The following is a 26,375-nucleotide window of genomic DNA, read 5'->3' as shown; positions in this document are numbered from 1 at the left end:
TGTGTGCCAGGAGTTACTTACAACGCCGCTTCGTCAGATTCGCCGGTACGGATGCGAATGACGCGCTGTAGTTCGGCAACGAAAATTTTGCCGTCGCCAATTTTTCCGGTGTAGGCTGCTTTGCTGACGACATCAATCACCTCATCAAGCTGATCGTCGGCAATCGCCACATCAATCTTCACTTTTGGCAGGAAGTTAACGCTGTATTCCGCCCCGCGATAAAGCTCGGCATGACCTTTCTGACGCCCAAAGCCTTTCACTTCGGTGACAGTCAGTCCCTGAATACCCATGGAAGACAGCGCTTCACGCACGTCTTCGAGTTTGAATGGTTTGATTACCACCGTAACCAGCTTCATATATCCCCTCCAGTCAGAATTCGGTAATGGCCGCAGCTAACACGAAAGGGATATTGCAAAGGGTGTGCCAGAAGTGAAAGGTGAGGAGGAAAGCGCCGCGGCGCGCATGCGCCGGGTAGGGATGAAAAAAAACGCACCATGGCAGTGCAGGGTGCGTTTCAGTTTTGCACCAACGGTTAAGTCTGTTAGCGCATTGCCTTGTTATGGTGCATCAGGCGCTGAGTGACTCTTCCTCGCGCGCGCTGGCGGCCAGTTCGTCGCCTGCCAGCTGCAACTGATACATCTGCCAGTAGCGTCCTTTTGCCTCAAGCAGCGCTCTGTGCGTCCCCCGTTCAACGGCCTGGCCACGGTGCAGCACCAGAATGGTATCGGCATCGACGATGGTTGAGAGGCGGTGGGCGATTACCACCAGCGTAGTGCGATCCCGCACGGCAGCCAGCGCCTGCTGGATCGCCTGCTCGGTACCGGAGTCAATGCTTGCGGTCGCTTCATCCAGAATTAACACCTGTGGCGTCTCAATCAGCACGCGCGCCAGCGCAAGAAGTTGCTTTTGCCCGACCGAGAGATTATTGCCCTGCTCACCCAGCCGGGTATGGATCCCCTCGCTTAACCCGCGCGCCAGATCCGCAAGCTGCACCGTTTCCAGCACCTCCCATACCTGCTCAGGCGTGAAAGGTCGTCCCAGCGTCACGTTGGCATAAAAGGTATCCGCCAGTACCACCGGATCCTGCTGCACCATCGCGACGCCCTTACGTAACGCGTTGTGGCTAAGCGCGGCAAGCGGCCGTCCGTCCAGACGGATCTCCCCCTGCGTCAACGGATAGTAGCCCATCAGCAAACTGGCGAGCGTGCTTTTGCCGCTGCCGGTATGCCCAACCAGGGCGACAAAACCGCGCGACGGTACCTCGAGGTTGATATCCTGCAAGACAAGCTGGTCGTCGCGGTAGGCAAACGAGACATGATCAAACGCTATGGATCCACTTTCCAGCGGGCGTTCGTCATCGCCATAGGTCTGACGCGGCCTGTCCATCAGCTCGAATACACGCTCGCCCGCAACCACCGCCTGTTGCAGCATCGATTGCTGCGTGGTGAGTTCAATCAGCGGTTCGTTAAGGCGTCCAAGGTAGCTGATAAATGCGTACAGTACCCCCACCTCGATGGTTCCGCGCGTCGTCAGGCCAAACAGCATCAACAGCCCGCACAGCACCAGCGCAGAGAAGAGGCTCAGCAGCGGGCGTAACAGGAAGCCATCCAGCCGTAACGTCTGCATCCGCGCCATATAGTGCGAGCGGCTGGCTTCTCCCATTCGCTCGCCAAAACGCGCCTGCTGGCGAAACTGCTGGATAACGCTCATGCCGTTGATCACTTCGTTGAAGCCATCATTGATATCTGCGAGGTAAGCGCGCACGCGACGAACAATCGGCGTGCTGTAGCGCTGGTAAATTACCATCACAATCAGCACCGCCGGGAAAATAGCGATCGCCACCAGCGCCATACGCCAGTCCAGGCTGAACATCGCCACCAGCATCGCGCCAATCAACGCGGCACTGCGCAGAACCGTTGCGACAACGGTTACATAGAGGTCGCGGATCACCTCGGTGTCATTGGTGACGCGCGAAATAACCTGCCCGACCGGCTGAGTATCAAACTCGCTCAGCGGCTGGCGCAGCGCGGCATCCATCACATCCGTGCGAAGCTGCTGGACCACGCCCACGGCGGCCCGGTTAAACAGCAGCGACTGCGCATAGTGCAGCCCCGCCGCCGTCAGCTGTAGGCCGACATACGCCACGCCCAGCCCCGCCACCAGCCCCAGCGGCAGATAGTTTTTCGCCACCATATTGTCGATGAAATAACTGATAAGCAGCGGACCGGTCACCTCCGCAATCGCGGCGATCCACAGCAACAGCACGGCGATGGAAAGCGGTTTGCGCCACGGTGAGCCATAGGCCAGCAGCCGTTTTAACGTCGGCCACATCTGTCCAAACTTACGCATCGGCGACCTCCTCATCCAGCGCGGCTTCAAGCTGTTGATAGCGGTACATATCCCGATACCATCCGGTCTGCCCGGCAAGCTGCTCATGCTGACCACGCTGAGCAATATGCCCGTGCTGAAGCACCAGAATTTCACTGGCTTCGGTAAGGGCCGACAGGCGGTGCGCGCTGATGATGACCGTGCGCCCCTCTCCCCACTGGCGAAGGTTATGCAAAATTTGATGTTCAGTACGCCCGTCAACTGCGGACAGCGCATCATCCAGTATCAGGATCTCAGCGTCCAGCAGCAGCGCGCGGGCAATAGAGATACGCTGTTTTTGTCCGCCGGAGAGCATAACGCCCCGCTCACCCACTTCCGTATCGTAGCCCTGCGGCAGGCGCAGAATATCCTCGTGGACGCTGGCCAGACGCGCCACGTGCTCGATCTGGTCCTGTGTCGCCGTCGGACACCCGAGCGCGATATTGTTGGCAATGGTGTCTGAAAACAAAAACGGCGTCTGGCTGACGACCGCCAGGCGGCTGCGCCAGTCATCCAGCAGCAGACGTGGCAGAGGGACGTCGTGGAAACGGATATCGCCTTCGCTCACGTCAAAATGGCGCTGAATCAGTGACAGAATGGTGCTTTTACCGGAACCCGTCGGGCCACAGATGCCCAGCATCTGACCAGGACGCAGCGTGAAACTGACGTTCTCAAGCACCGGATGTTCCGTTTGCGGGTAGATAAAGGCGCGGATATCAGCCTTGAGAATACCCGGACCTTCCGCCACCGGCTCGCTGCCATCGTTCACGACCGGCACTTCCGCCAGCATGGCGCGGATACGGCTGTAAGCGGCGCTCCCGCGTTCAACGATATTAAACATCCAGGCCAGCGCCAGCATCGGCCAGATCATCAGCCCAAGGTACATCGCAAAGCTGGTTAACTGCCCGAGGGTCATCGTGCCTTGCACCACCATCCAGCTGCCGCCGCCCACTGCCAGCAGGTTCGCCATGCCAATCGCAATATAAATTGTCGGATCGAAACGGGCATCAATACGCGCCACGCGCATGTTTTTCGCGCCGGTATCGGCGGCGTCGGCGGCAAACAGCGCGGACTGGCGGTCTTCCAGACCAAACGCTTTAATCATGCGGATGCTGGTCATGCTCTCCTGGGTGCGATCGTTCAGCGACGAGAACGCCGCCTGCGCCAGCTTAAAGCGTTCATGGAGCTGCTCGCCGTAGCGGTTAATTGCCAGCGCCATCAGCGGCATCGGCAGCAGCGCCAGCAGCGTGAGCTCCCAGCTAATTTGCGTAGACATCACAATCAGTACCGCACAGCCCATCACCAGGGAATCCACCAGCGTTAGCACCCCTTCACCGGCGGCAAACACCACGCGGTCTACATCGTTAGTGGCGCGGGCGATGAGATCCCCGGTACGGTGACGCAGATAAAACTCAGGGTGCTGGCGGCTCAGCTGGCGGTAAAAGTCCTCGCGCAGCTCAACGGCAAGCTGATAGGACGCGCCGAACAGCAGCACGCGCCAGACATAACGCAGCAGGTAAACCACCACGGCCGTCAGCACCAGCGTACCGCCCCACATCATCACCCGTGCGGCGGTGTAATGTTGTTCCGTAACGCCATCCACGACGTAACCCACCACTTTGGGCGGGATCAGTTGCAGAATGGCAATGATAATAAGCAGGGCCACCGCGCCGAGGTAGCGTTGCCACTCCCGACGAAAGTACCAGCTTAATTGGGCAAATAATCGCACGCGGTCTTTTCCTGAAGGTATTTTAAGAAGTTATTCAATGGGTAACGCTGTGGTGTATTTAATCTGTTCCATGGCGAAACTGGAGGTGACATCGGACAAGCCTGGTACGCTATTGACCAGCCGCTTGTAGAAATCATCGTAGCGCTTCATGTCTGCCACCTGAACGCGCATCAGATAGTCGTATTCCCCCGCCATGCGCCAGAAGCCGAGCACTTCGGGCATGTCGGAAACCTGGGTGACGAAGCGGCAGTACCATTCGCTACTGTGATGCTGCGTTTTTATCAGGACGAAGGCGGTCAGTCCAAGCCCCAGTTTTTCGGGATCCAGCAACGCCACGCGTCCCAGCAGAATGCCATCATCTTCCAGCTTCTTGAGGCGCTTCCAGCACGGTGTGGTGGTCAGATTAACGGCATCTGCCAGCGCCTGCAAAGAGAGGGTGCAGTCGCTTTGCAGCAAAGAAAGCAGCTTACGATCAATTTTATCTAACATAGCCACCTCGAAGAGAAAATTATTCTCCTTACATTCTATTTTAAAGGTCAGATAGCAACAATTTTTTCTGTGCTTTTCGCTATGCTGGGCACAAAATGACAAACGGATAACTACGATGAATAGCACCTGGGTTAAACATGCCATCAGCGAAATAAATGCCGACTATCAGCGCTCGGCAGACACCCACTTGATCCGCCTGCCTCTGCCTGGATTTCCCGGCATTCAGCTTTACCTGAAGGATGAAAGCACCCATCCTACCGGCAGCCTGAAGCATCGCCTGGCGCGTTCACTCTTTTTATACGGTTTATGTAACGGCTGGATTAAAGAAGGCACCACGATTATTGAATCGTCGTCCGGATCAACTGCCGTCTCCGAAGCCTACTTTGCCCGCCTGCTGGGCCTCCCGTTTATCGCCGTGATGCCCTCCTGCACGGCGAAACGTAAAGTCGAACAGATCGAATTTTACGGCGGACGCTGCCACTTTGTGGAAAGCGCCTGCGAAATCTATGCGGCCTCCGAAATGCTGGCCCGCGAACTGAATGGTCACTATATGGACCAGTTTACCTTCGCCGAGCGCGCCACCGACTGGCGCGGCAATAATAACATTGCGGACAGCATTTTCCGCCAGATGACCCACGAGCCGCATCCTGTTCCCTCTTACATTGTCATGAGCGCGGGCACGGGCGGAACCTCCGCCACCATCGGACGTTATATCCGCTGTCAGGGTTATGATACGCAGCTGATGGTGGTTGACCCGCAAAACTCGGTGTTCCTCGATTACTGGCAATCCCGCGATGCCAGCCTGCGCAGCCCCGTGGGGAGCAAGATCGAAGGGATTGGTCGCCCGCGCGTCGAACCCTCGTTCATTCCGGACGTTGTGGATGAGATGCTCCGCGTGCCGGACGCCGCCAGCGTCGCGACGGCGCACTGGCTGGAGACACAGCTTGGCCGTAAAGTCGGGGCTTCCACCGGCACCAATATGTGGGGCGCGCTACAGCTGGCCGCGAGGATGCGCGAAGAAGGCCGTACCGGCTCTGTCGTCACGCTGCTGTGTGACAGCGGGGAGCGCTACCTGGACACCTATTACAATGCAGAATGGGTGCAGGCAACTATTGGCGATGTAGAACCGTGGAAAGCGCAGATTTCGCAGCTGGTGAAATAAAAAAAAGCCAGGCTAAAGCCTGGCTTGCTGGAAGGGTCTCACTATTCGGGGGAATATGGGAGGTTATTTTTGTCCAGCCAATGCGTCAAAAAATGGGACACCGCTTCGTTACGACAGTGTCCGATAACCGGTAAATGCGGGAGCGCGGCGATAAGTTGCGGCATCGCGTTCCCCATAATCAGTCCACGACCCACGCTGCTCAGCATCTCGTGGTCGTTCATGGCGTCACCAAAGGCCATACAGTCCTGCATCGTCAGCCCCAGATGATCGCTCAGCACCGCCAGCGCAGATCCTTTGTTACAGCCCACCGGCAGCACTTCAAGGCAGTCCACCGCCGAGAAGGTCAGGTGCGCCCGGTAGCCCAGCGCCTCGTTTAGTTGAATACGCAGGCGGCAGAGATCGTCGTGATCGCCACAGAAGCAGATCTTGGTCACCTTGTGTGCTGGAATGCGGCGCAAATCGATAAGCTGATATTTAAAGCCGCTGTAAACGTGAGCGTGCAGCAAGGCCGGGATCTCACGCCCGGTAAACCAGCCTTCATCATTAAAAACATGCACGCTGGCCTGCGTATCCCAGGTGCTGTGCAGGACAATGTCCGCCACTTCCGGATTCAGATCCTGACGGTGCAGCATATTGCCGTCGACGGAGTGAATGCGCGTCCCGTTGCCGGTGATCAGGAACGCATCGAGGGCAAATGTTCCCAGCAGATGGCGCATCTCGAGAACATGACGACCAGTGGCAAACGTCAGGGTGACTTCACGCTCGCGCAGGCGCTTAAGTGTGTTCAGGGTTTTCTCCCCTAAACGGTGATCCGGCATTAACAGCGTGCCGTCCATATCAAATGCAGCGAGCCGAGCCATAATTACTCCCGAAATGTGATGCGGTTAACTTGTGCATTAGTATTACGTGAGATATACGGAAGTAATAGTGAATAGATGATAATTATTGTTCCGGGTTTTTCATGCGCCAGCTTAATCGTCTTAACCAGTATCAGCGTCTGTGGCACCCCTCCGCCGGCGCACCGCAGCAGGTTACCATCAGTGAACTTGCCAGCCGCTGCTTTTGCAGCGAGCGACATGTTCGCACCCTGCTGCGCCAGGCGCAGGAGGCGGGCTGGCTAAGCTGGCACGCCCGCTCCGGACGAGGTAAGCGTGGGGAATTACGCTTTCACGTCACCCCGGACTCGTTGCGTAATACGATGATGGAAGAGGCCCTGAAAAGTGGACAGCAGCACAACGCGCTGGAGCTGGCCCAGCTCGCGCCTGAAGATTTGCGATCGCTGCTGCATCCGTTTATGGGCGGGCAGTGGCAGAACGATACGCCGACGCTGCGTATTCCCTACTATCGCTCCCTGGAGCCGCTTCAGCCGGGGTTTCTCCCTGGCCGGGCGGAGCAGCATCTGGCGGGACAGGTATTCTCTGGTTTGACGCGTTTTAATGGTACCAGCAGTGAACCCACGGGCGATCTGGCGCATCACTGGGAAATCTCCGCTGACGGCCTGCGCTGGCATTTCTACATTCGCTCCACCCTGCACTGGCATAACGGCGATAAAATAGAGACGGCACAGCTCCGGCAAAGCCTGACGGCGCTGTTATCGCAGCCCGGCTTGGGCACGCTTTTCCGCAGCGTCTTACGTATCGAAACCACGCAACCGCAGTGCCTGACGTTTATTCTCCATCAACCTGACTACTGGCTGGCGCACAGGCTGGCAACCTACTGTAGCCGTCTGGCGCATCCCGATTACCCCGTGGTGGGTAGCGGTCCCTTCCGGCTGAGCGTTTTTGAGCCTGAACTGGTGCGTCTGGAAAGCCACGAGCAGTATCACCTTGGCCATCCGTTGCTTAAGGCTATCGAGTACTGGATCACGCCCCAGCTTTTTGACTACAGTCTGGGCACCAGCTGTCGCCACCCGGTGCAAATCGCCATTGGCGAGGCCGACGAGCTGGCCAGCCTGCGGCTGGTGAGTAACAGCACCAGTCTGGGCTTCTGCTACCTCACGCTGAAACAGAGTCCGCGTCTGAGCGAACTTCAGGCAAAGCGGCTGATTAATATCATTCACCTCTCAACGCTGCTGCACACGCTTCCTCTGAACGAAGGACTCATTACCCCTACCGAGGAACTGCTACCCGGCTGGGCGATCCCCCAATGGCCTGATTTAACCGACGTTGCGCTGCCAGAGGCATTGATGCTCGTCTACCACCTGCCGGTTGAGCTTCACACCATGGCCAGCCAGTTAAAAGCATACCTTGCGCGGCAGGGTTGTGAACTGACCGTCATCTTTCACGACGCCAAAACGTGGGACGGGTGCCAGCAGCTTGCCGATGCAGACATCATGATGGGAGACAGACTGATTGGCGAAGCGCCAGCGTACACGCTTGAGCAGTGGCTCCGCTGCGATGCGCTCTGGCCGCATCTGCTGAGCGCACCGGCATATGCCCATTTGCAGGCCACGCTGGATGCGGTGCAGACGCAGGCCGACGAACGTGACCGACACGCAGGACTTCAGGCTATCTTCAGCCGGTTAATGGAGACAGCCGTCCTGACGCCGCTCTTTAACTACCAGTATCAAATCAGCGCGCCTCCGGGCGTCAACGGCATACGCCTTAACACTCGCGGCTGGTTTGACTTCACCGAAGCCTGGCTTCCTCCCCCAAACGCGTGAAGAAGCTGGTCGCCGCTTTAGCCAGGCGTTAACATGACGCTTTTACTGTAACTGTCGAGATGATCTATGAAACGTGCCGTCGTCGTGTTCAGCGGAGGACAAGATTCCACCACCTGCCTGATTCAGGCGCTTCACCAGTATGATGAAGTGCACTGCGTCACTTTTGATTATGGTCAGCGTCATCGCGCTGAAATCGATGTCGCTCGTGAACTGGCCCTCAAACTGGGCGCCCGCGCTCATAAAGTGCTGGACGTGACGCTGTTAAATGAACTGGCCGTCAGCAGCCTCACCCGCGACAGCATTCCGGTGCCTGATTACGAACCGGATGCCAGCGGCATTCCGAACACCTTCGTACCGGGCCGCAACATTCTCTTCCTGACCCTGACGGCGATCTATGCCTACCAGGTGAAAGCCGAAGCGGTGATCACGGGCGTGTGTGAGACCGACTTCTCTGGCTACCCGGACTGCCGGGATGAATTCGTGAAAGCACTCAATCACGCCGTCGATCTGGGAATGGCAAAAGAGACCCGCTTCGAAACGCCGCTGATGTGGCTGGATAAGGCTGAAACCTGGGCCCTGGCCGACTACTGGGGCAAGCTGGATGTTGTTCGCAACGAGACCCTGACCTGCTACAACGGCATTAAAGGGGACGGCTGCGGGCAGTGTGCCGCCTGTAACCTGCGCGCGAACGGTCTGAATCATTATTTTGCGGATAAAGCGGGCGTGATGGCCGCGATGCAGAAAAAGACCGGGCTGAAATAAGGGCTACCTGACCGTGCTGTCGAACGGTAAGTGTCGACAGCACAGTTATTCCTGAACATTTCTTACGCGATCATCAGCTCCAGCTTTTCGCGCAACTCCCCTTCCAGCGGCAACGCTTTCTGGGTTTTGAGATCGATACAGACAAAGGTGATCAGCGCATCGGCCACCACCTGCCCTTCTGGCTCCAGCGTAACGACCTGGCTCAATACACCACTTTTGCCATTCAGTTGTTGGACCTCACTGGTCACGGTGAGCACATCCCCCAGCACAGCCGGGCGGCGGTAGTTAATGTTGATATTGACGACCACAAACGCGATGTTGTGTGCGGTCAGCCACTGGAAGCTTTCGCTGTTCTCCAGGCCGTCCCAGCGCGCCTCTTCAAGAAATTCAAGGTAGCGGGCGTTATTGACGTGCTGGTAAACATCGAGGTGATAACCACGGACTTTGATTTGTGTCTGCATAGCGCAATAGCCTTTCGTTGTTATAGGTTCAGAGGTCATAACTGGTATGACCTCTTTATCCTGGCAAATTTTTGCCGCAGTGCAAGTGATTACGCGATTACAGCGTCAGGTGTGCGAGATTGCGCTCAACCAGCGCGCTGCCCATACCCGGCACCTGCTTGAGATCGTCAAGGGTTTTGAAAGGGCCATACTCTTCACGATAGCTGACGATGGCCTGCGCTTTTTTTAGACCCACGCCATTCATAACGCGGGCAAGATCGTCCGCAGAGGCAGTATTGATACTGACCCGCGTACCCTCGTCCTCAATGGCTTTCGTGCTGGCCGTCGCGTTGGCTTTAACATGACCTTGTGACGTTGCATCGGCCTGGTTTTGTGCAGCCTGCGCTTTAGCCGAGGGGGACGCGGCCAGCGCGCCCGCACTCATCCCGGAAGTGGCAATAGCCAGTGTAATTAACAGTGCTTTGATTCCACATTTCATGCTGTTTTCTCCTTGTTTGTTGACAGCCACGCCACGATAACCGCACGGGAAAACAGGGACAAACAACAGATTGCAGAAATGGAAAAGGCCGCGAAAGCGGCCTTTAGTTTTTGCAGAGCGTTACTAAAATCTGCGAGCAGATACGTAATTATTGCTCCTGAGTGACCACATCACCCAGTTTGATTTTGGCTTCTTTACGCAGGTTGCTCATCATCGCTTCGAAAGCAATCTGGGCATTGTTCTGGGTAATTCCCTGAACCATGGCCTTCTTCTGCGCGTCTGGCAGCGTACCGGCTTTTACTTCATCCAGCGCCAGAAGCACCACGTTACCCTGCATATCGGTCGTGGTGCCAAAGACAGGTTTGTCTTTCGCCGGCAGGCTCAGGCCAAACGCCGCCTGGCTGACAGGATCCTGACCGGTACGGCTCAGCGTTTTTGCTTCGCCAAAGCTCAGGCCAGCCGCTTTCAGCGCATCGTTCTTACCGGCTTTCAGATCGGCCAGAATTTTCTCTGCATCCAGTTTTGCCTGCTGTGCCGCTTTGTTGTGTTTGACCAGCGCCACCACCTGATCTTTCACTTCCGCCAGGGGCTTCACTGCCTCGGCTTTGTGCTCGCTGACGCGCAGTACGAACGCTCGGTCACCGTCAACGGTAATGATGTCTGAGTTGCTGCCCGGCGTACCGTTCTCACCGACCAGACCACCATTGAAAATGGCATCTGAAACTGGTTTGAAGTTCAGTTCTTCCGGCAGGTTTTCGTGGCTGAACCAGCCCGTCTCAACCGCTTTAACGCCAGCAGCCTGCTCAGCACCCGCCAGTGATTCATTGTCGTTGCTTGCGGCATCGCTCACTTTCTGTTGCAGAGCATAGAAGGCGTCCAGCGCTTTCTCCTGCTTCACTTTCGCAGCGATATCATCACGAACGTCAGCCAGCGGCTTGGTTTTCGCCGCCACAACATCGTCCAGACGCGCCACCAGGAAACCAACGGAGGATTTGATTACACCAGACAGTTGGCCTTTCTCTTTCAGGCCTGCATTTTTCAGCTCGTCCGGGGTAGTGGACTCTTCCAGCCAGCCCATATCACCGCCGTTTTTGGCAGAAATAATGTCGGTGGATTTTGCTTTCGCTAAGGTGGCGAAATCAGCGCCTTTGTTCAGCTCGTCCAGCACGGCTTTCGCTTCTGCTTCCGTTTTGGTCTGGATCACGCTGTAACGGTTACGCTGCGGCTGAGTGAACTGATCCTGATGCTGGTCGTAATAAGACTGGATCTCGGCGTCAGTCGCGTTTTCCTGCATCGCAGCTGCATCCAGCTTGATATAGCTTACGCGGAACTGTTCCGGAGAGATGAAGTTGTTCTTGTTTTGCTCGTAGTAAGCATTAACTTCAGCGTCGCTAACCTGCTGTTTCGCTGCCAGTGCGTTGACATCAATCGTCGCTTCACGCACCACGCGTTGCTGCGCCACCAGTGCCGCCAGCTCTTCAGTTTCGCCTTTCAGCATGAAATCGGTGCCCACCACCGCGTTGATCAGCTGTTGCGTGGTCAACTGGTTACGCAGCGCCTGAGCGTACTGGTCAGCCGTCATACCCATCTGGTTAACAATGCTGTTGTAACGCGCGTTGTCGAACTTCCCATTAGACTGGAAAGCCTGCGTCGAGAAGATGGCTTTTTTAACCTGCTCATCGCTGATGCCCAGACCGAGGCTTTTCGCGTACTGATCCAGCAGCGCTTCGTCGATAAGGCGGTTCAGCGTCTGCTGACGCAGGTTTTTCATATAGCCTTCGTTGGCTGCAAGTTCAGAGTATTGGTCGCCCAGTTGCTGCTGCATGCGGTTACGTTCACCAGCAAAAGCGTTCTCGAACTGCCCACGGCTAATTTCCTGGCCATTCACTTTTGCGGCGTAGTTCGCGCCACCGCCGATGAGGTAACTACTCACACCGGTCAATATGAACGACACGATAATGATACCGAAAATAATCTTGAGCACGAGACTGTTAGCAGCCGTGCGTAAGCTGTCCATCATGGTGTAACAACACTCCGCTGTAGGTGACTGGTTACCTGACGCTGACGGAAAATCCTGACCGTCGCGCGTAAAGGCGTATTGTGACAAGAAAACAGGGCAATTGTCAGCCCACAACTCGCATAAACTCGCACAAATCAGGTCTGGACAAACAAAAAAGGCACATCAAACGATGCGCCCTTGTACTTTTCAGCTTCCCTGGAGCGGGAAAGCAATCAGTTTACTGCGTCTTTCAGCGCTTTACCTGCACGGAAACCCGGCACTTTAGCGGCAGCAATGGTGATCTCTTTACCGGTCTGAGGGTTGCGGCCAGTACGGGCTGCACGCTCTTTAACCGCAAAAGTACCGAAGCCTACCAGTGCAACGTCGTCCCCAGCTTGCAGAGATTCAGTAACAGAAGCAATTAAAGCATCTAAAGCACGTCCCGCTGCAGCTTTAGAAATATCAGCACCCGCAGCAATTTTGTCAATCAGTTGAGATTTATTCACTGTTCTCTTCCTCTCTTTATAATTTATATCGCACCTGAATCCTTCACAGCGCGACCGCGCAGCAGTTATATCAGTCCTGCTATGACCTTACAACACCCGTTGTTGATGGCTAACCCAATCAGCAATCTAAATTAGCTATACAAAAAAAGGCTGGCAAGTACGAAATGACTTACCAGCCTTATTTTTATTGGCGCTCTTTGCGCGAGGTCACTATTTTGCGGTTACAACCTGCATTCCGGACGGTTCATTTTGCAGTGCGAGAGTCAGAACTTCCTCAATGCGTTTCACCGGATGGATCTGCAAATCGGCAATAACGTTGTCCGGAATCTCTTCCAGATCGCGTTTATTTTCGTAAGGGATCAATACGGTTTTGATCCCACCGCGGTGTGCCGCCAGCAGTTTTTCTTTTAACCCGCCGATAGGCAGTACCTGACCACGCAGCGTAATTTCACCGGTCATGGCCACATCAGCACGAACCGGGTTCCCTGTCAGGCAGGAAACCAGCGCCGTACACATGGCAATACCCGCGCTTGGGCCATCTTTCGGCGTCGCCCCTTCCGGAACGTGAACGTGAATGTCGCGTTTTTCGTAGAAATCCGGGTTGATACCCAGTTTTTCCGCGCGCGCGCGCACCACGGTCAGCGCCGCCTGGATGGACTCCTGCATCACTTCACCCAGTGAACCGGTGTAGGTCAGCTTGCCTTTGCCCGGGACACAGGCGGTTTCGATGGTCAGCAGATCGCCGCCCACTTCCGTCCATGCCAGACCGGTCACCTGACCAACGCGGTTTTCGTTGTCCGCACGACCGTAGTCGAAGCGCTGAACGCCAAGGTAAGCATGCAGATTGTCGCCGTTAATCACAATGTGCTTCAGGCTCTTATCCAGCAGCAACTGTTTCACCGCCTTACGGCACAGCTTAGAGATCTCACGCTCGAGGCTACGAACGCCCGCTTCACGGGTGTAATAGCGAATGATGCCGATAATCGCGCTGTCCTCGACGGTCAGCTCGTTGGCTTTCAGCGCGTTACGCTCAATCTGTTTCGGCAGCAGGTGCTGCTTAGCAATGTTCAGCTTCTCATCTTCGGTATAACCGGAGAGGCGGATCACTTCCATACGGTCCAGCAGCGGGGCCGGAATGTTCATGGAGTTGGAGGTCGCCACGAACATCACATCGCTCAGGTCGTAGTCCACTTCCAGGTAGTGATCGCTGAACGCCACGTTCTGTTCTGGATCAAGCACTTCCAGCAGCGCCGACGCCGGATCGCCACGCATGTCCGAAGACATTTTGTCGATCTCATCGAGCAGGAACAGCGGGTTTTTAACCCCCACTTTCGCCATCTTCTGGATCAGCTTGCCCGGCATGGAACCGATATAGGTGCGACGATGGCCGCGGATTTCCGCTTCATCGCGTACGCCGCCCAGCGCCATACGGATATACTTACGTCCGGTCGCTTTGGCGATGGACTGGCCCAGAGAGGTTTTACCCACGCCTGGAGGCCCTACCAGGCAAAGGATTGGGCCTTTGATTTTGTTCACACGGCTTTGTACCGCGAGGTACTCAAGAATGCGGTCTTTCACGCGTTCCAGGCCGTAGTGGTCGGTATCGAGGATTTCCTGCGCCTGACGCAGGTCTTTTTTGACCTTGCTGCGGGCATTCCACGGAACCTGCACCATCCACTCAATATAGCCGCGCACGACGGTCGCCTCTGCCGACATCGGAGACATCATTTTCAGCTTCTGCAACTCAGCTTCGGCTTTCTCTTTCGCCTCTTTCGGCATCTTCGCCGCGTCGATCTTACGCTTCAGCGCTTCGTTTTCATCCGGCGCATCGTCCATCTCGCCGAGCTCTTTCTGAATGGCTTTCATTTGCTCGTTCAGATAGTACTCACGCTGCGATTTTTCCATCTGCTTTTTGACGCGGTTGCGAATGCGCTTCTCAACCTGGAGCAGATCGATCTCAGACTCCATCATCGCCATCAGGTATTCCAGACGTTCGTTAACGTCGGACATTTCCAGCACGGACTGTTTGTCAGCAAGCTTCAGCGGCATATGGGCAGCGATGGTATCCGCCAGACGTGCAGGATCGTCGATGCTGTTCAGCGACGTCAGCACTTCAGGTGGGATTTTCTTATTCAGCTTGATGTAGCCTTCGAACTGGCTGATCGCGGTGCGTACCAGCACTTCCTGTTCGCGCTCATCAAGTTCCGGTGAATCAAGGTACTCTGCCTTCGCAGAGAAGTGCTCGCCATCGTCTGACAGAGTGGTAATACGCGCACGCTGTAAGCCTTCCACCAGCACCTTCACGGTGCCGTCTGGCAGCTTCAGCATCTGCAAAATAGAGGCCACGGTCCCGACGGTGAAAAGATCGTTTACACCCGGCTCATCCGTTGATGCTTCCTTCTGCGCGACCAACATGATTTTTTTATCATGATCCATGGCGGCTTCGAGGCAACGGATAGATTTTTCCCGCCCTACAAATAAGGGTATGACCATGTGCGGATAAACCACCACATCGCGCAACGGCAATACGGGGATTTCAATGCGTTCAGAACGCTCAGGATTCATAGAGCTCTCTCTTAGTTTAGTGTCCGCCAGGTAAACTGGTCATGTAACTGTGCTTCACACAACCATTAACATGTAATCCAGTATATGGGGATGTTTCCCATACATTCAACGCCATGAATACGGAAAAAGTAAAGGGGAGATAAAATCCCCCCTTTTTGATTAACTGATTGTATGAAATGGTGAATTATTCGCCAGATGCCTGCTGCGCTTCCGGTTTACCGTAAATCAGTAACGGCTTGGACTGGCCACCAATGACGGACTCGTCGATCACGACTTTTTCAACGTCTTCCATAGAAGGAAGATCGTACATCGTGTCGAGCAATGCTGCTTCTACGATAGAACGCAGGCCACGGGCACCGGTTTTACGCGCCATCGCTTTCTTGGCAATCGCGTCCAGTGCTTCGTCACGGAATTCCAGCTCAACGCCTTCCAGATTAAACAGCGCCTGATACTGCTTGGTCAGCGCGTTTTTCGGCTCTTTCAGGATCTGAATCAGCGCGTCTTCGCTCAGTTCGTTCAGGGTCGCCACAACCGGCAGACGGCCGATAAATTCCGGAATCAAACCGAATTTGATCAGATCTTCCGGTTCAACCTGCGCCAGCAGCTGGCCTTCGTTTGGTTTTTCAGACGTGGCTTTCACCGTTGCGCCAAAACCAATGCCGGAGCCGGTTTCCACACGGTGAGAGATCACTTTATCCAGGCCTGCAAACGCACCACCACAGATAAACAGGATCTTGGAGGTATCAACCTGCAAGAATTCCTGCTGCGGATGTTTACGCCCACCCTGCGGTGGAACAGCCGCAACCGTACCTTCGATCAGCTTCAGCAGCGCCTGCTGCACGCCCTCGCCCGAGACGTCACGGGTGATCGACGGGTTGTCTGATTTACGGGAGATTTTGTCGATCTCATCGATATAGACGATCCCGCGCTGGGCTTTCTGTACGTCGTAATCGCACTTCTGGAGCAGCTTCTGGATAATATTTTCAACGTCTTCACCCACATAACCGGCTTCGGTCAGGGTGGTGGCATCCGCCATGGTGAACGGAACATCCAGCAGGCGCGCCAGCGTTTCCGCCAGCAGGGTTTTACCAGAACCCGTAGGCCCGATCAGCAGAATGTTACTTTTGCCCAGCTCTACGCCATTGCTGGTATCGCCGTTACGCAGACGTTTGTAGTGGTTGTATACCGCCACCGCCAGCACTTTTTTCGCCTGCTCCTGACCAATGACATAGTCGTCCAGGTGGTGGCGAATCTCATGTGGCGTTGGTAACGCGCTGCGCTCACGGTGCGGCGCGACTTCTTTAATCTCTTCGCGAATGATGTCGTTACATAAATCGACGCATTCGTCGCAGATATACACGGACGGCCCGGCAATCAGTTTACGCACTTCATGCTGGCTTTTGCCGCAAAAAGAGCAGTACAGCAGTTTGCCCGAACCATCTTTGCGTTTATCTGTCATGAGTCCAAACCTCTTTTTAAGTTCTATGTGCCGCACATGACGACGCAAATGCCATTCTCAGACGCAAGCTGCTTACAGGCAACGTGCCGCCCTACCTTAGTATAGCGGCACACTCGCGTCGCGGGCATCAATTACGATGGGTCAAAATGGAGTCGACTAAGCCGTACTCAACTGCCTCTGGTGCAGAGAGGAAGCGATCGCGCTCGGTATCGCGCTCGATCTGCTCGAGAGGTTGACCCGTATGCTGCGCCATAAGTTCATTCATGCGCGCTTTTACTTTCAGAATTTCTCGGGCGTGGATTTCAATATCCGTCGCCTGGCCCTGGTAACCACCCAGCGGCTGGTGAATCATCACGCGGGAGTTAGGTAGGCAGAAACGCTTACCTTTCGCCCCTGCGGTTAACAGGAAAGCCCCCATGGACGCCGCCTGCCCCATACAGATGGTACTGACATCCGGCTTGATGAATTGCATGGTGTCATAAATTGACATGCCCGCCGTAATCACACCGCCTGGCGAGTTGATGTACAGGTAAATGTCTTTTTCCGGGTTTTCCGCTTCCAGGAACAGCATCTGCGCCACGATCAGGTTAGCCATATGGTCTTCCACCTGGCCGGTCAGAAAGATAACGCGTTCCTTGAGCAGACGGGAATAGATATCGAAAGAACGCTCACCGCGTGAGGTCTGTTCAATAACCATTGGCACCAGCGCCATATGGGGTGCAAAGTTATCTCGTTCGCCACTGTATGACATTTCCGTCTCCTGGTTCAAAATTGAAAACACCTGCTGTACTGATTGTAACCTTATGGACGGATTATCAGCCAGTCTCAATCATCGTGATTACATACTAATGGGGGTCGTCATGCCCTATTTCAAGCATAACAACGTTTTGTTGTAACGCTAACACTGAAAGGGCGTTTTAGCACCCTTCCAGGACTAAAGCTGTGATAAAAAAAACCCGTCGCCGGAGGGCAACGGGTTTTTTGTTCAAACTTTAAACCGTCGGGGCGAAATTACGCCTGCTGGTTCATCAGTTCGGTGAAAGAGGTCTCTTTTTCGGTCACTTTCGCTTTCGCCAGTACCGCTTCAACAGCCTGCTCTTCCAGTGCGACGTTGCGCATGTTGTCCATCAGCTCTTTGTTCTTACCGTAGAACTCGATCACTTCTGATGGGTCTTCGTATGCAGAAGCCATCTCTTCGATCAGGCCTTTCACACGCTCTTCGTCAGCTTTCAGCTCGTGGGTACGAATCACTTCGCCCAGCAGCAGGCCGACAACAACGCGACGTTTCGCTTGCTCTTCGAACAGCTCGCGTGGCAGTTCCATCGCTTGCTGCTGGTTGCCACCGAAGCGCTGTGCAGCCTGACGGCGCAGAACGTCGATTTCGCTGTCGATCAGGGCAGCAGGAACGTCGATGTCGTTCGCTTTCACCAGACCTTCAATCGCCTGAGACTTCACGCGGTTACGTACAGCGCCGTTCAGCTCGCGCTCCATGTTTTTACGCACTTCGGTACGCAGGCCCGCAACAGAACCATCTTCCACGCCGAAACGCTTGATGAATTCTTCAGTCAGTTCTGGCAGTTCGCGCTCTTCCACTTTCTTCAGGTTGATAACGAACTTCGCTGCTTTACCTTTCAGGTTTTCAGCGTGGTATTCTTCAGGGAAGGTCACGTCAATGGTGAACTCTTCGCCCGCTTTGTGGCCTTTGATACCGTCTTCGAAGCCTGGGATCATACGACCCTGGCCCATCGCCAGTACGAAGTCAGACGCTTTACCGCCTTCGAACTCTTCGCCGTCTACAGAACCGGTGAAGTCGATGGTTACGCGGTCTTCCGCGTCAACAGCGCCTTCTTTCTCTTTCCAGTTCGCCTGCTGCTTGCGCAGGGTATCCAGCATGCCGTCAACGTCTTCGTCAGTCACGGAAACGATCGGTTTTTCAACTTCGATAGATTCCAGACCTTTCAGCTCAACTTCCGGGTACACTTCGAACTCTACGGAGTAGGTGAAGTCTTCGCCCTGCTTGTATTCACCTGGAACGTAGTTCGGCGCGCCGGCTGGATTGATTTTTTCTTTGATGATCGCGTCGATAAAGTTGCGGCTCATCAGTTCACCCAGCACATCTTGACGCACGGAAGCGCCATAACGCTGAGCAACAACATTCATTGGTACTTTGCCCTTGCGGAAGCCGTCAATACGTACTTTTTTTGCTACGTTGACCAGCTCGCTTTTCACAGCAGTTTCGATGCTGTCAGCAGCGATAGTAATCGTTACACGGCGGCCAAGGCCTTGAGTGGTTTCAACTGAAACTTGCATCTTGTTACCTCAAAAAAATCACAGTGCTCGGTCAACTCTGAATCTGTCTGTTATACCGGGATGCTCTCTTATGTGCAGATTCACATTCCCTGTCGCCAGAATCATCCCGAAGACATTCAATAAGACGCGGCATTATAGCGGCATCACTTAGGTGAGTCGAGAACGGTTGGAGCATGTTGCTGCGGCTTTTTTCACACTTTAAGGCTATTTTTAGCCTTAAAAACGCGCCATCCGCTCAAAACTCAGACAAAACAAAACGGCCTGAAGGCCGTTTTGACGAAATCTGTAAGCAACATACTGGAAAAACTCCGGCGGTTGCAAATCCGATTTATCAGGCGATGGTGCCTGCACCCCGACAAGGCGGTGATGCGAATACCGTATCCTGTAGCCCTTCCCATTCCTTAATGGTGTAGGTATGCAGCGCCAGCGCATGTACGGTTGTGGAGAGTTCTTCCGTCAAGGTGCTGTAGATCAAGCGGTGTCGGTTCAGGAAACGTTCTCCCGTGAAGCGATCGCTGACCAGAACCACTTTAAAGTGGCTTTCAGAACCTGCCGGCACGTTATGACGATAGCTTTCGTCGACAACTTCGAGAAACACAGGGTTGAACGCTGCCCTTAATTTTTCTTCTATCTGTTCACGTATCATCATGAAATCACTCCTCCGACAACGCTAAGGTGTCACCCATCCCTTTAAATATTAGCCGCTTTTACCGGTTCCATTACACCTTGACAACAAATATTTAGCTTTCGTCTGATTTTCTCATCCAAACGAATGAAGTTCACTATGAGGTTCATACGTTTTGTCACTTACAGGCAGAGAAAAGCGGAAAGGTGGTCAGTTTTCGGACAAGGCGATGAATTTACATGCGTTGACCACTTCCCCTGGCCGTTAGCGATGTTATGATGGCGGCAATTTTTCTCTCTTTGCTTACGATTCGTTGAGAACCCGAAAATGTTAAAAAAACTCTTCTTTCCGTTGGTAGCACTCTTTATGCTCGCCGGCTGCGCGACTCCGCCGACGACCATTGACGTTTCACCAAAAATTACCCTGCCTCAGCAGGATCCAAGCCTGATGGGCGTCACAGTCAGCATTAATGGCGCCGATCAGCGTCAGGACCAGGCGCTGGCGAAAGTGACTCGCGACAACCAGCAGGTCACGCTGACCGCCTCCCGCGACCTGCGCTTCCTGTTGCAGGAAGTGCTGGAAAAACAGATGACCTCCCGTGGCTACATGATTGGCCCAAGCGGCGCGGTTGATCTGCAAATCATCGTGAACAACCTGTACGCTGACGTCTCCCAGGGTAACGTTCGCTACAACATTGCGACCAAAGCCGATATCGCCATCATTGCTACCGCGAAGAACGGCAATAAAATGAACAAAAACTACCGTGCAAGCTATTCCGTTGAAGGCGCATTCCAGGCCTCCAACAAAAATATCGCTGACGCGGTTAACAGTGTGCTGACTGACACCATTGCCGACATGGCACAGGACACCAGCATTCACGACTTCATCAAGCAGAACGCCCGTTAATCCTGCTGACTGACCCGGTGCTTCACCGGGTCAGTTCATAAGAACATGTCCAGTCACTACTTACGTATTTTCCAGCAACCGAAATCAGCTATTCTGCTGATCCTTGGTTTCGCCTCCGGTTTACCCCTTGCGCTCACCTCCGGCACGTTACAGGCGTGGATGACGGTTGAGAACATCGATCTTAAAACCATTGGTTTCTTCTCGCTCGTCGGCCAGGCTTACGTCTTTAAGTTCCTGTGGTCGCCGGTGATGGATCGCTATACCCCACCGTTCCTCGGGCGCCGTCGCGGCTGGTTAGTGATGACGCAGGTGCTGCTGTTGCTGGCCATTGCCGCAATGGGTTTCCTTGAGCCGTCAACACAGCTGCGCTGGATGGCCGCGCTTGCGGTGGTGATCGCCTTCTGCTCCGCTTCGCAGGACATTGTTTTTGACGCCTGGAAGACGGACGTCCTGCCAGCGGAAGAGCGTGGCGCCGGTGCGGCAATCAGCGTGCTTGGCTACCGCCTGGGTATGCTGGTTTCCGGCGGGCTGGCCCTCTGGCTTGCCGACCGCTATCTCGGCTGGCAGGGAATGTACTGGCTGATGGCCGCTCTGCTGATCCCCTGCATTATTGCCACGCTATTCGCGCCTGAACCGAGCGATGTGATTCCGGTCCCCCGCTCGCTGGAGCAGGCCGTCGCCGCACCGCTCCGCGATTTCTTTGGTCGCAATAATGCCTGGCTGATCCTGCTGCTGATTGTCCTTTATAAGCTTGGCGACGCTTTCGCCATGAGTCTGACCACCACCTTCCTGATCCGCGGCGTCGGGTTTGATGCGGGCGAAGTCGGCGTGGTAAACAAAACCCTGGGACTGTTTGCCACGATCGTCGGCGCGCTGTACGGCGGTGTATTGATGCAGCGCCTGACGCTGTTCCGCGCTCTGCTGATCTTCGGCATCCTTCAGGGCGCATCGAATGCCGGTTACTGGCTGCTGTCGATCACCGACAAGCATATGATCAGCATGGCGACGGCGGTATTCTTTGAAAACCTGTGTGGCGGTATGGGTACTGCGGCATTTGTCGCCCTGCTGATGACGCTGTGCAATAAGTCATTTTCCGCCACCCAGTTTGCGCTACTGTCTGCCCTTTCTGCCGTCGGGCGCGTATACGTTGGCCCCGTCGCGGGCTGGTTTGTTGAAGCTCACGGCTGGCCGACGTTTTATCTCTTCTCGGTGGTGGCGGCGGTGCCGGGGATTTTATTGCTGCTGGTCTGTCGCCAGACGCTGGAATATACCCAGCGGACGGAACACTTCATGCCGCGCACGGAATATCAGGCTGCCTATCGGTTTGCCCTGCGTCTGCTGATGGCTGGTTGTCTTGCGCTGGTAGTGTGGCTCGCGGTACTCATCTTGAATGCGACGACCACCTTGTCGCTTCCGTTTGAAACCCAGCTGCTTGATGCAGGGGTGTTACTCGCCATCGTGGGTATCCTGACCGGTGGGATGCTGGATTTCATGTCATTGCGGAAAACGCAGATGACATGAAGTAAAAAGCGAAAGGTTATTTCCCGTTGTAATAACGACACGAAATTATAACGGCGAAATAACCGCCATCGGCAAAAAAAATATTTGTTGTTTTGTGCGGGATAGCATTCGGAAATTATTGGAGCTTATTTCGCTACGCTATTTTCCGTTAAACGATTCAGCATTCGAAAGATTGAATTTTCGTTTTTTAGTTGTCTTTTTATTGATAATTAATTGTTAATCATTTGTGTGTTTTTCACAATGGTTATACCAATTGTCCCTTTTGCGGTATGCTGGGGCACCCTTTCGTTATAACGCCCGCTCCGTGCGGCTTCCCCCGGAAAACGCGACATAATTTGCAACACTTGTGACATGTGCGGCAGAACCCGGTAACACCTTCCTGACACAGGGCTAATGATGTTTACAGTAATGTAACCTTCCCGTAAAATGCCCCCACACTTTAAACGCCACCAGACTCCCGTGGAATTGAGGTCGTTAAATGAGACTCAGGAAATACAATAAAAGTTTGGGATGGTTGTCATTATTCGCAGGCACTGTATTACTCAGTGGCTGCGATTCTGCACTACTAGACCCCAAAGGACAGATTGGACTGGAACAACGTTCATTGATACTGACGGCTTTTGGCCTGATGTTGATTGTGGTTATTCCTGCCATCTTGATGGCTGTTGGTTTCGCCTGGAAGTATCGTGCGAGCAATAAAGATGCGAAGTATAGCCCTAACTGGTCACACTCCAATAAAGTGGAAGCTGTGGTCTGGACGGTACCTATTCTGATCATCCTGTTCCTTGCTGTACTGACCTGGAAAACCACTCACGCACTTGAGCCGAGCAAACCGCTGGTTCACGATGAAAAACCTATTACCATTGAAGTGGTCTCCATGGACTGGAAATGGTTCTTCATCTATCCAGAACAGGGCATTGCTACCGTGAATGAAATCGCCTTCCCGGCGAACACTCCGGTTCAGTTCAAAGTGACCTCCAACTCCGTAATGAACTCCTTCTTCATCCCACGTCTGGGCAGCCAGATTTACGCGATGGCCGGTATGCAGACTAACCTGCACCTGATCGCGAATGAAGCAGGCACCTACGACGGTATCTCCGCCAGCTATAGTGGCCCGGGCTTCTCGGGTATGAAGTTCAAAGCTATCGCTACGCCAGACCGCGCGACTTTCGACCAGTGGGTTGCAAAAGCGAAGCAGTCTCCAAACACCATGTCTGACATGGCGGCGTTCGAAAAAGTGGCTGCACCTAGCGAATACAACAAGGTGGAGTACTTCTCTAACGTGAAACCGAATCTGTTCAAAGACGTTATTGGCAAATTTATGGATCACGGCATGAGCATGGACATGACCCAGCCTGAAGGCGAGCACAACACGCACCAGGGTATGGAAGGCATGGACATGAGCCACGCGGAAACCGCTCACTAAGGGGCCGAGGAAGAAAATGTTCGGAAAATTGACACTGGATGCAGTGCCCTACCATGAACCGATTATTATGGTTACGGTGGCTGCAATTATCATTGGTGGCGCGGCCTTAGTTGGCCTGATCACTTACTTCGGTAAGTGGAGCTACCTGTGGAATGAGTGGCTGACTTCGGTTGACCACAAAAAACTCGGTATCATGTACTGCATCGTCGGTATCGTCATGTTAATTCGTGGCTTTGCGGATGCAATCATGATGCGTAGCCAGCAGGCGCTTGCGTCTGCGGGCGAAGCCGGCTTCCTGCCACCGCACCACTACGATCAGATCTTTACCGCCCACGGCGTTATCATGATCTTCTTCGTGGCGATGCCGCTGGTAATCGGTCTGATGAACGTGGTCGTTCCGCTGCAAATCGGCGCGCGCGACGTTGCGTTCCCGTTCCTGAACAACCTGAGCTTCTGGTTCACGGTTGTCGGCGTTATCCTGGTTAACCTGTCACTGGGTGTGGGCGAATTTGCTCAGACTGGCTGGCTGGCCTACCCGCCGCTGTCGGGAATTGAGTACAGTCCGGGCGTGGGCGTTGACTACTGGATTTGGGCGCTTCAGCTCTCCGGTGTCGGTACCACCCTGACCGGTATTAACTTCTTCGTGACTATCCTGAAGATGCGTGCACCAGGTATGACGATGTTCAAGATGCCAGTATTTACCTGGGCATCTCTGTGCGCCAACGTCCTGATTATCGCGTCGTTCCCAATTCTGACCGTCACCATCGCGCTGCTGACCCTGGATCGCTATCTGGGTACCCATTTCTTCACGAATGATATGGGTGGCAACATGATGATGTACATCAACCTGATTTGGGCCTGGGGTCACCCGGAAGTGTACATCCTGGTTCTGCCGGTGTTCGGTGTGTTCTCCGAAATCGCGGCAACCTTCTCGCGTAAACGCCTGTTTGGTTACACCTCTCTGGTGTGGGCAACCGTATGTATTACCGTCCTGTCGTTCATCGTCTGGCTGCACCACTTCTTCACCATGGGTGCGGGTGCCAACGTAAACGCCTTCTTCGGTATTACCACCATGATTATCGCGATCCCGACCGGGGTTAAGATCTTCAACTGGCTGTTCACCATGTACCAGGGTCGTATCGTGTTCCACTCAGCTATGCTGTGGACCATCGGCTTCATCGTGACCTTCTCCGTAGGTGGGATGACCGGCGTACTGCTGGCGGTACCAGGTGCTGACTTCGTTCTGCACAACAGTCTGTTCCTGATTGCGCACTTCCATAACGTTATCATCGGTGGCGTGGTCTTCGGCTGCTTCGCTGGTGTGACCTACTGGTGGCCAAAAGCGTTCGGTTTCACCCTGAACGAAAAATGGGGTAAACGCGCGTTCTGGTTCTGGATCATCGGCTTCTTCGTGGCGTTTATGCCGCTGTACGTGCTGGGCTTCATGGGGATGACCCGTCGTCTGAGCCAGCAGATCGATCCGCAGTTCCACCCAATGCTGATGGTTGCAGCGGGCGGCGCAGCGCTGATTGCCTGCGGTATTCTGTGCCAGCTGATTCAGTACTACGTGTCTATCCGTGACCGTAACCTGAACCGCGACCTGACCGGTGACCCATGGGGTGGTCGTACGCTGGAGTGGGCGACCTCTTCTCCGCCTCCGTTCTATAACTTTGCCGTAGTGCCGCACATTCACGAGCGTGATGCATTCTGGGAAATGAAAGAAAAAGGTGAAGCGTACAAGCAACCTGAGCATTACGAAGAGATCCATATGCCGAAAAACAGCGCCGCGGGCATGGTCATTGCCGCTTTCGCAACGGTATTTGGTTTCGCAATGATCTGGCACATCTGGTGGATGGCGATTGTTGGCTTCGCTGGCATCGTAATCAGCTGGATTGTGAAGAGCTTTGACGAGGACGTGGACTACTACGTACCAGTCCGTGAAGTTGAAAAGCTGGAAAACCAGCATTTTGACGAGATTTCTAAAGCGGGGCTGAAAAATGGCAACTGATACTCTGGCGCACTCAACTGCCCACGCGCATGAACATGCGCACCATGATACAGGACCGACGAAAGTCTTCGGTTTCTGGATCTACCTGATGAGCGACTGCATCCTGTTCTGCTGTCTGTTCGCAACCTATGCCGTTCTGGTGAACGGCACAGCGGGCGGCCCGACCGGTAAGGACATCTTTGAACTGCCGTTCGTTCTGGTTGAAACCGCACTGCTGTTATTCAGCTCCATCACCTACGGCATGGCGGCTATCGCCATGTACAAAAACAACAAGAGCCAGGTTGTCTCCTGGCTGGCGTTGACCTGGCTGTTTGGTGCTGGCTTTATCGGGATGGAAATCTATGAATTCCATCACCTGATCATGGAAGGTTTCGGCCCGGATCGTAGCGGCTTCCTGTCAGCGTTCTTCGCGCTGGTAGGCACCCACGGTCTGCACGTGACCTCGGGTCTGATCTGGATGGCGGTGCTGATGTTCCAGATCTCCCGTCGCGGCCTGACCAGTACTAACCGTACCCGTATTATGTGCCTGAGCCTGTTCTGGCACTTCCTGGACGTGGTATGGATCTGTGTGTTCTCTGTTGTCTATCTGATGGGGGCGATGTAATGAGTCATTCTAACGATCATGGCGCTTCCCACGGCAGCGTAAAAACCTACATGACAGGTTTCATCCTGTCGATCATTCTGACGGTGATCCCGTTCTGGATGGTGATGAACGGTTCTGCATCTAAGCCGGTTATCCTGGGCGCAATCCTGGTGACCGCGGTGATTCAGATTCTGGTGCATCTGGTTTGCTTCCTGCACATGAACACCAAGTCCGATGAAGGCTGGAACATGACGGCCTTTATCTTTACCGTGATTATCATCGCTATCCTGGTAGTCGGTTCCATCTGGATTATGTGGAACCTTAACTACAACATGATGGTTCACTAAGAGCGGCGAG

23 protein-coding genes are annotated in these 26,375 nt (G+C 54.3%); 9 read left to right on the top strand and 14 right to left on the bottom strand.

The window, feature by feature from the left end; all coding sequences use genetic code 11:
* Window positions 1–17 precede the first annotated feature (17 nt).
* The 4 genes from glnK to IMQ56_RS01835 form a co-directional block, all read right to left on the bottom strand.
* Window positions 18–356 (bottom strand): P-II family nitrogen regulator, encoded by a 339-nt coding sequence (gene glnK / locus IMQ56_RS01850; protein WP_006809867.1) that lies wholly within the window; start codon window positions 354–356, stop codon window positions 18–20.
* A gap of 211 nt (window positions 357–567) precedes the next feature.
* On the bottom strand, window positions 568–2,349 hold the full coding sequence (locus tag IMQ56_RS01845) for a SmdB family multidrug efflux ABC transporter permease/ATP-binding protein (protein ID WP_015571266.1): 1,782 nt from the start codon (window positions 2,347–2,349) through the stop codon (window positions 568–570).
* Window positions 2,342–4,096, bottom strand: coding sequence for a SmdA family multidrug ABC transporter permease/ATP-binding protein (locus tag IMQ56_RS01840; RefSeq protein WP_039271554.1), 1,755 nt, complete (start codon window positions 4,094–4,096; stop codon window positions 2,342–2,344). Before IMQ56_RS01840 ends, IMQ56_RS01845 begins: the two co-directional genes overlap by 8 nt.
* 30 nt (window positions 4,097–4,126) lie before the next feature.
* A complete protein-coding gene (locus IMQ56_RS01835) occupies window positions 4,127–4,585 on the bottom strand; it encodes an Lrp/AsnC family transcriptional regulator (protein ID WP_015571267.1) in 459 nt (152 codons plus the stop codon).
* Between the two features lie 115 nt (window positions 4,586–4,700).
* Between IMQ56_RS01835 and IMQ56_RS01830 the strand changes: the two genes are divergently transcribed.
* Window positions 4,701–5,747: a PLP-dependent cysteine synthase family protein gene (locus IMQ56_RS01830; protein ID WP_017383196.1), complete on the top strand. Its 1,047-nt coding sequence runs from the start codon at window positions 4,701–4,703 to the stop codon at window positions 5,745–5,747.
* A gap of 41 nt (window positions 5,748–5,788) precedes the next feature.
* On the opposite strand, the gene cof is transcribed toward IMQ56_RS01830, so the two are convergent.
* Entirely contained in the window at window positions 5,789–6,607 is an 819-nt protein-coding gene (gene cof, locus IMQ56_RS01825) for an HMP-PP phosphatase (RefSeq protein ID WP_196063763.1), read from the bottom strand.
* A gap of 101 nt (window positions 6,608–6,708) precedes the next feature.
* On the opposite strand from cof, the gene IMQ56_RS01820 reads away from it, so the two are divergent.
* Both IMQ56_RS01820 and queC read left to right on the top strand, forming a co-directional pair.
* Entirely contained in the window at window positions 6,709–8,409 is a 1,701-nt protein-coding gene (locus tag IMQ56_RS01820) for an SgrR family transcriptional regulator (RefSeq protein ID WP_196063764.1), read from the top strand.
* 66 nt (window positions 8,410–8,475) lie between these two features.
* Window positions 8,476–9,171: a 7-cyano-7-deazaguanine synthase QueC gene (gene queC, locus IMQ56_RS01815; protein WP_015571271.1), complete on the top strand. Its 696-nt coding sequence runs from the start codon at window positions 8,476–8,478 to the stop codon at window positions 9,169–9,171.
* Window positions 9,172–9,233: 62 nt separating this feature from the next.
* On the opposite strand, the gene IMQ56_RS01810 is transcribed toward queC, so the two are convergent.
* The 9 genes from IMQ56_RS01810 to bolA form a co-directional block, all read right to left on the bottom strand.
* Window positions 9,234–9,632, bottom strand: a complete 399-nt coding sequence (locus IMQ56_RS01810) for a YbgC/FadM family acyl-CoA thioesterase (protein WP_017694410.1) — start codon at window positions 9,630–9,632, stop codon at window positions 9,234–9,236.
* Window positions 9,633–9,729: 97 nt separating this feature from the next.
* Window positions 9,730–10,110, bottom strand: a complete 381-nt coding sequence (locus IMQ56_RS01805) for a helix-hairpin-helix domain-containing protein (protein WP_023296027.1) — start codon at window positions 10,108–10,110, stop codon at window positions 9,730–9,732.
* Between the two features lie 148 nt (window positions 10,111–10,258).
* Entirely contained in the window at window positions 10,259–12,130 is a 1,872-nt protein-coding gene (ppiD, locus tag IMQ56_RS01800; RefSeq protein WP_017383192.1) for a peptidylprolyl isomerase, read from the bottom strand.
* A gap of 212 nt (window positions 12,131–12,342) precedes the next feature.
* Complete coding sequence (gene hupB / locus IMQ56_RS01795; RefSeq protein WP_002444653.1) at window positions 12,343–12,615, bottom strand: nucleoid-associated protein HU-beta; 273 nt, start codon at window positions 12,613–12,615, stop codon at window positions 12,343–12,345.
* 210 nt (window positions 12,616–12,825) lie between these two features.
* The gene (gene lon / locus IMQ56_RS01790; RefSeq protein WP_014882775.1) at window positions 12,826–15,180 is read right to left on the bottom strand and encodes an endopeptidase La; all 2,355 of its coding nucleotides are present in this window, start codon (window positions 15,178–15,180) and stop codon (window positions 12,826–12,828) included.
* 184 nt (window positions 15,181–15,364) lie between these two features.
* On the bottom strand, window positions 15,365–16,639 hold the full coding sequence (gene clpX, locus IMQ56_RS01785) for an ATP-dependent protease ATP-binding subunit ClpX (RefSeq protein WP_015571275.1): 1,275 nt from the start codon (window positions 16,637–16,639) through the stop codon (window positions 15,365–15,367).
* A gap of 127 nt (window positions 16,640–16,766) precedes the next feature.
* Window positions 16,767–17,390: an ATP-dependent Clp endopeptidase proteolytic subunit ClpP gene (clpP, locus tag IMQ56_RS01780; protein ID WP_006809880.1), complete on the bottom strand. Its 624-nt coding sequence runs from the start codon at window positions 17,388–17,390 to the stop codon at window positions 16,767–16,769.
* A 260-nt stretch (window positions 17,391–17,650) separates the two neighbouring features.
* A complete protein-coding gene (tig, locus tag IMQ56_RS01775) occupies window positions 17,651–18,949 on the bottom strand; it encodes a trigger factor (RefSeq protein ID WP_015571277.1) in 1,299 nt (432 codons plus the stop codon).
* A gap of 331 nt (window positions 18,950–19,280) precedes the next feature.
* A complete protein-coding gene (gene bolA, locus IMQ56_RS01770; RefSeq protein ID WP_003859051.1) occupies window positions 19,281–19,598 on the bottom strand; it encodes a transcriptional regulator BolA in 318 nt (105 codons plus the stop codon).
* Between the two features lie 303 nt (window positions 19,599–19,901).
* On the opposite strand from bolA, the gene IMQ56_RS01765 reads away from it, so the two are divergent.
* The 6 genes from IMQ56_RS01765 to IMQ56_RS01740 all read left to right on the top strand — a co-directional run bounded on the left by IMQ56_RS01765 (window position 19,902) and on the right by IMQ56_RS01740 (window position 26,365).
* Window positions 19,902–20,480 (top strand): lipoprotein, encoded by a 579-nt coding sequence (locus IMQ56_RS01765; protein ID WP_003859052.1) that lies wholly within the window; start codon window positions 19,902–19,904, stop codon window positions 20,478–20,480.
* Window positions 20,481–20,525: 45 nt separating this feature from the next.
* On the top strand, window positions 20,526–22,001 hold the full coding sequence (ampG, locus tag IMQ56_RS01760; RefSeq protein ID WP_017383190.1) for a muropeptide MFS transporter AmpG: 1,476 nt from the start codon (window positions 20,526–20,528) through the stop codon (window positions 21,999–22,001).
* A gap of 478 nt (window positions 22,002–22,479) precedes the next feature.
* A complete protein-coding gene (cyoA, locus tag IMQ56_RS01755) occupies window positions 22,480–23,427 on the top strand; it encodes a cytochrome o ubiquinol oxidase subunit II (RefSeq protein WP_006809886.1) in 948 nt (315 codons plus the stop codon).
* Window positions 23,428–23,443: 16 nt separating this feature from the next.
* The gene (gene cyoB / locus IMQ56_RS01750) at window positions 23,444–25,435 is read left to right on the top strand and encodes a cytochrome o ubiquinol oxidase subunit I (RefSeq protein ID WP_017383189.1); all 1,992 of its coding nucleotides are present in this window, start codon (window positions 23,444–23,446) and stop codon (window positions 25,433–25,435) included.
* Entirely contained in the window at window positions 25,425–26,039 is a 615-nt protein-coding gene (locus tag IMQ56_RS01745) for a cytochrome o ubiquinol oxidase subunit III (protein ID WP_003859057.1), read from the top strand. Before cyoB ends, IMQ56_RS01745 begins: the two co-directional genes overlap by 11 nt.
* Window positions 26,039–26,365, top strand: a complete 327-nt coding sequence (locus IMQ56_RS01740; RefSeq protein WP_006809888.1) for a cytochrome o ubiquinol oxidase subunit IV — start codon at window positions 26,039–26,041, stop codon at window positions 26,363–26,365. Before IMQ56_RS01745 ends, IMQ56_RS01740 begins: the two co-directional genes overlap by 1 nt.
* Window positions 26,366–26,375 lie beyond the last annotated feature (10 nt).

Source organism: Enterobacter sp. Res13-Sevr-PEC09-46 (assembly GCF_015672585.1).
GTDB lineage: Bacteria > Pseudomonadota > Gammaproteobacteria > Enterobacterales > Enterobacteriaceae > Enterobacter > Enterobacter hormaechei_C.
Note: the sequence above shows the minus strand (reverse complement) of the source record. Positions and strands in the feature narration are given on the sequence as shown.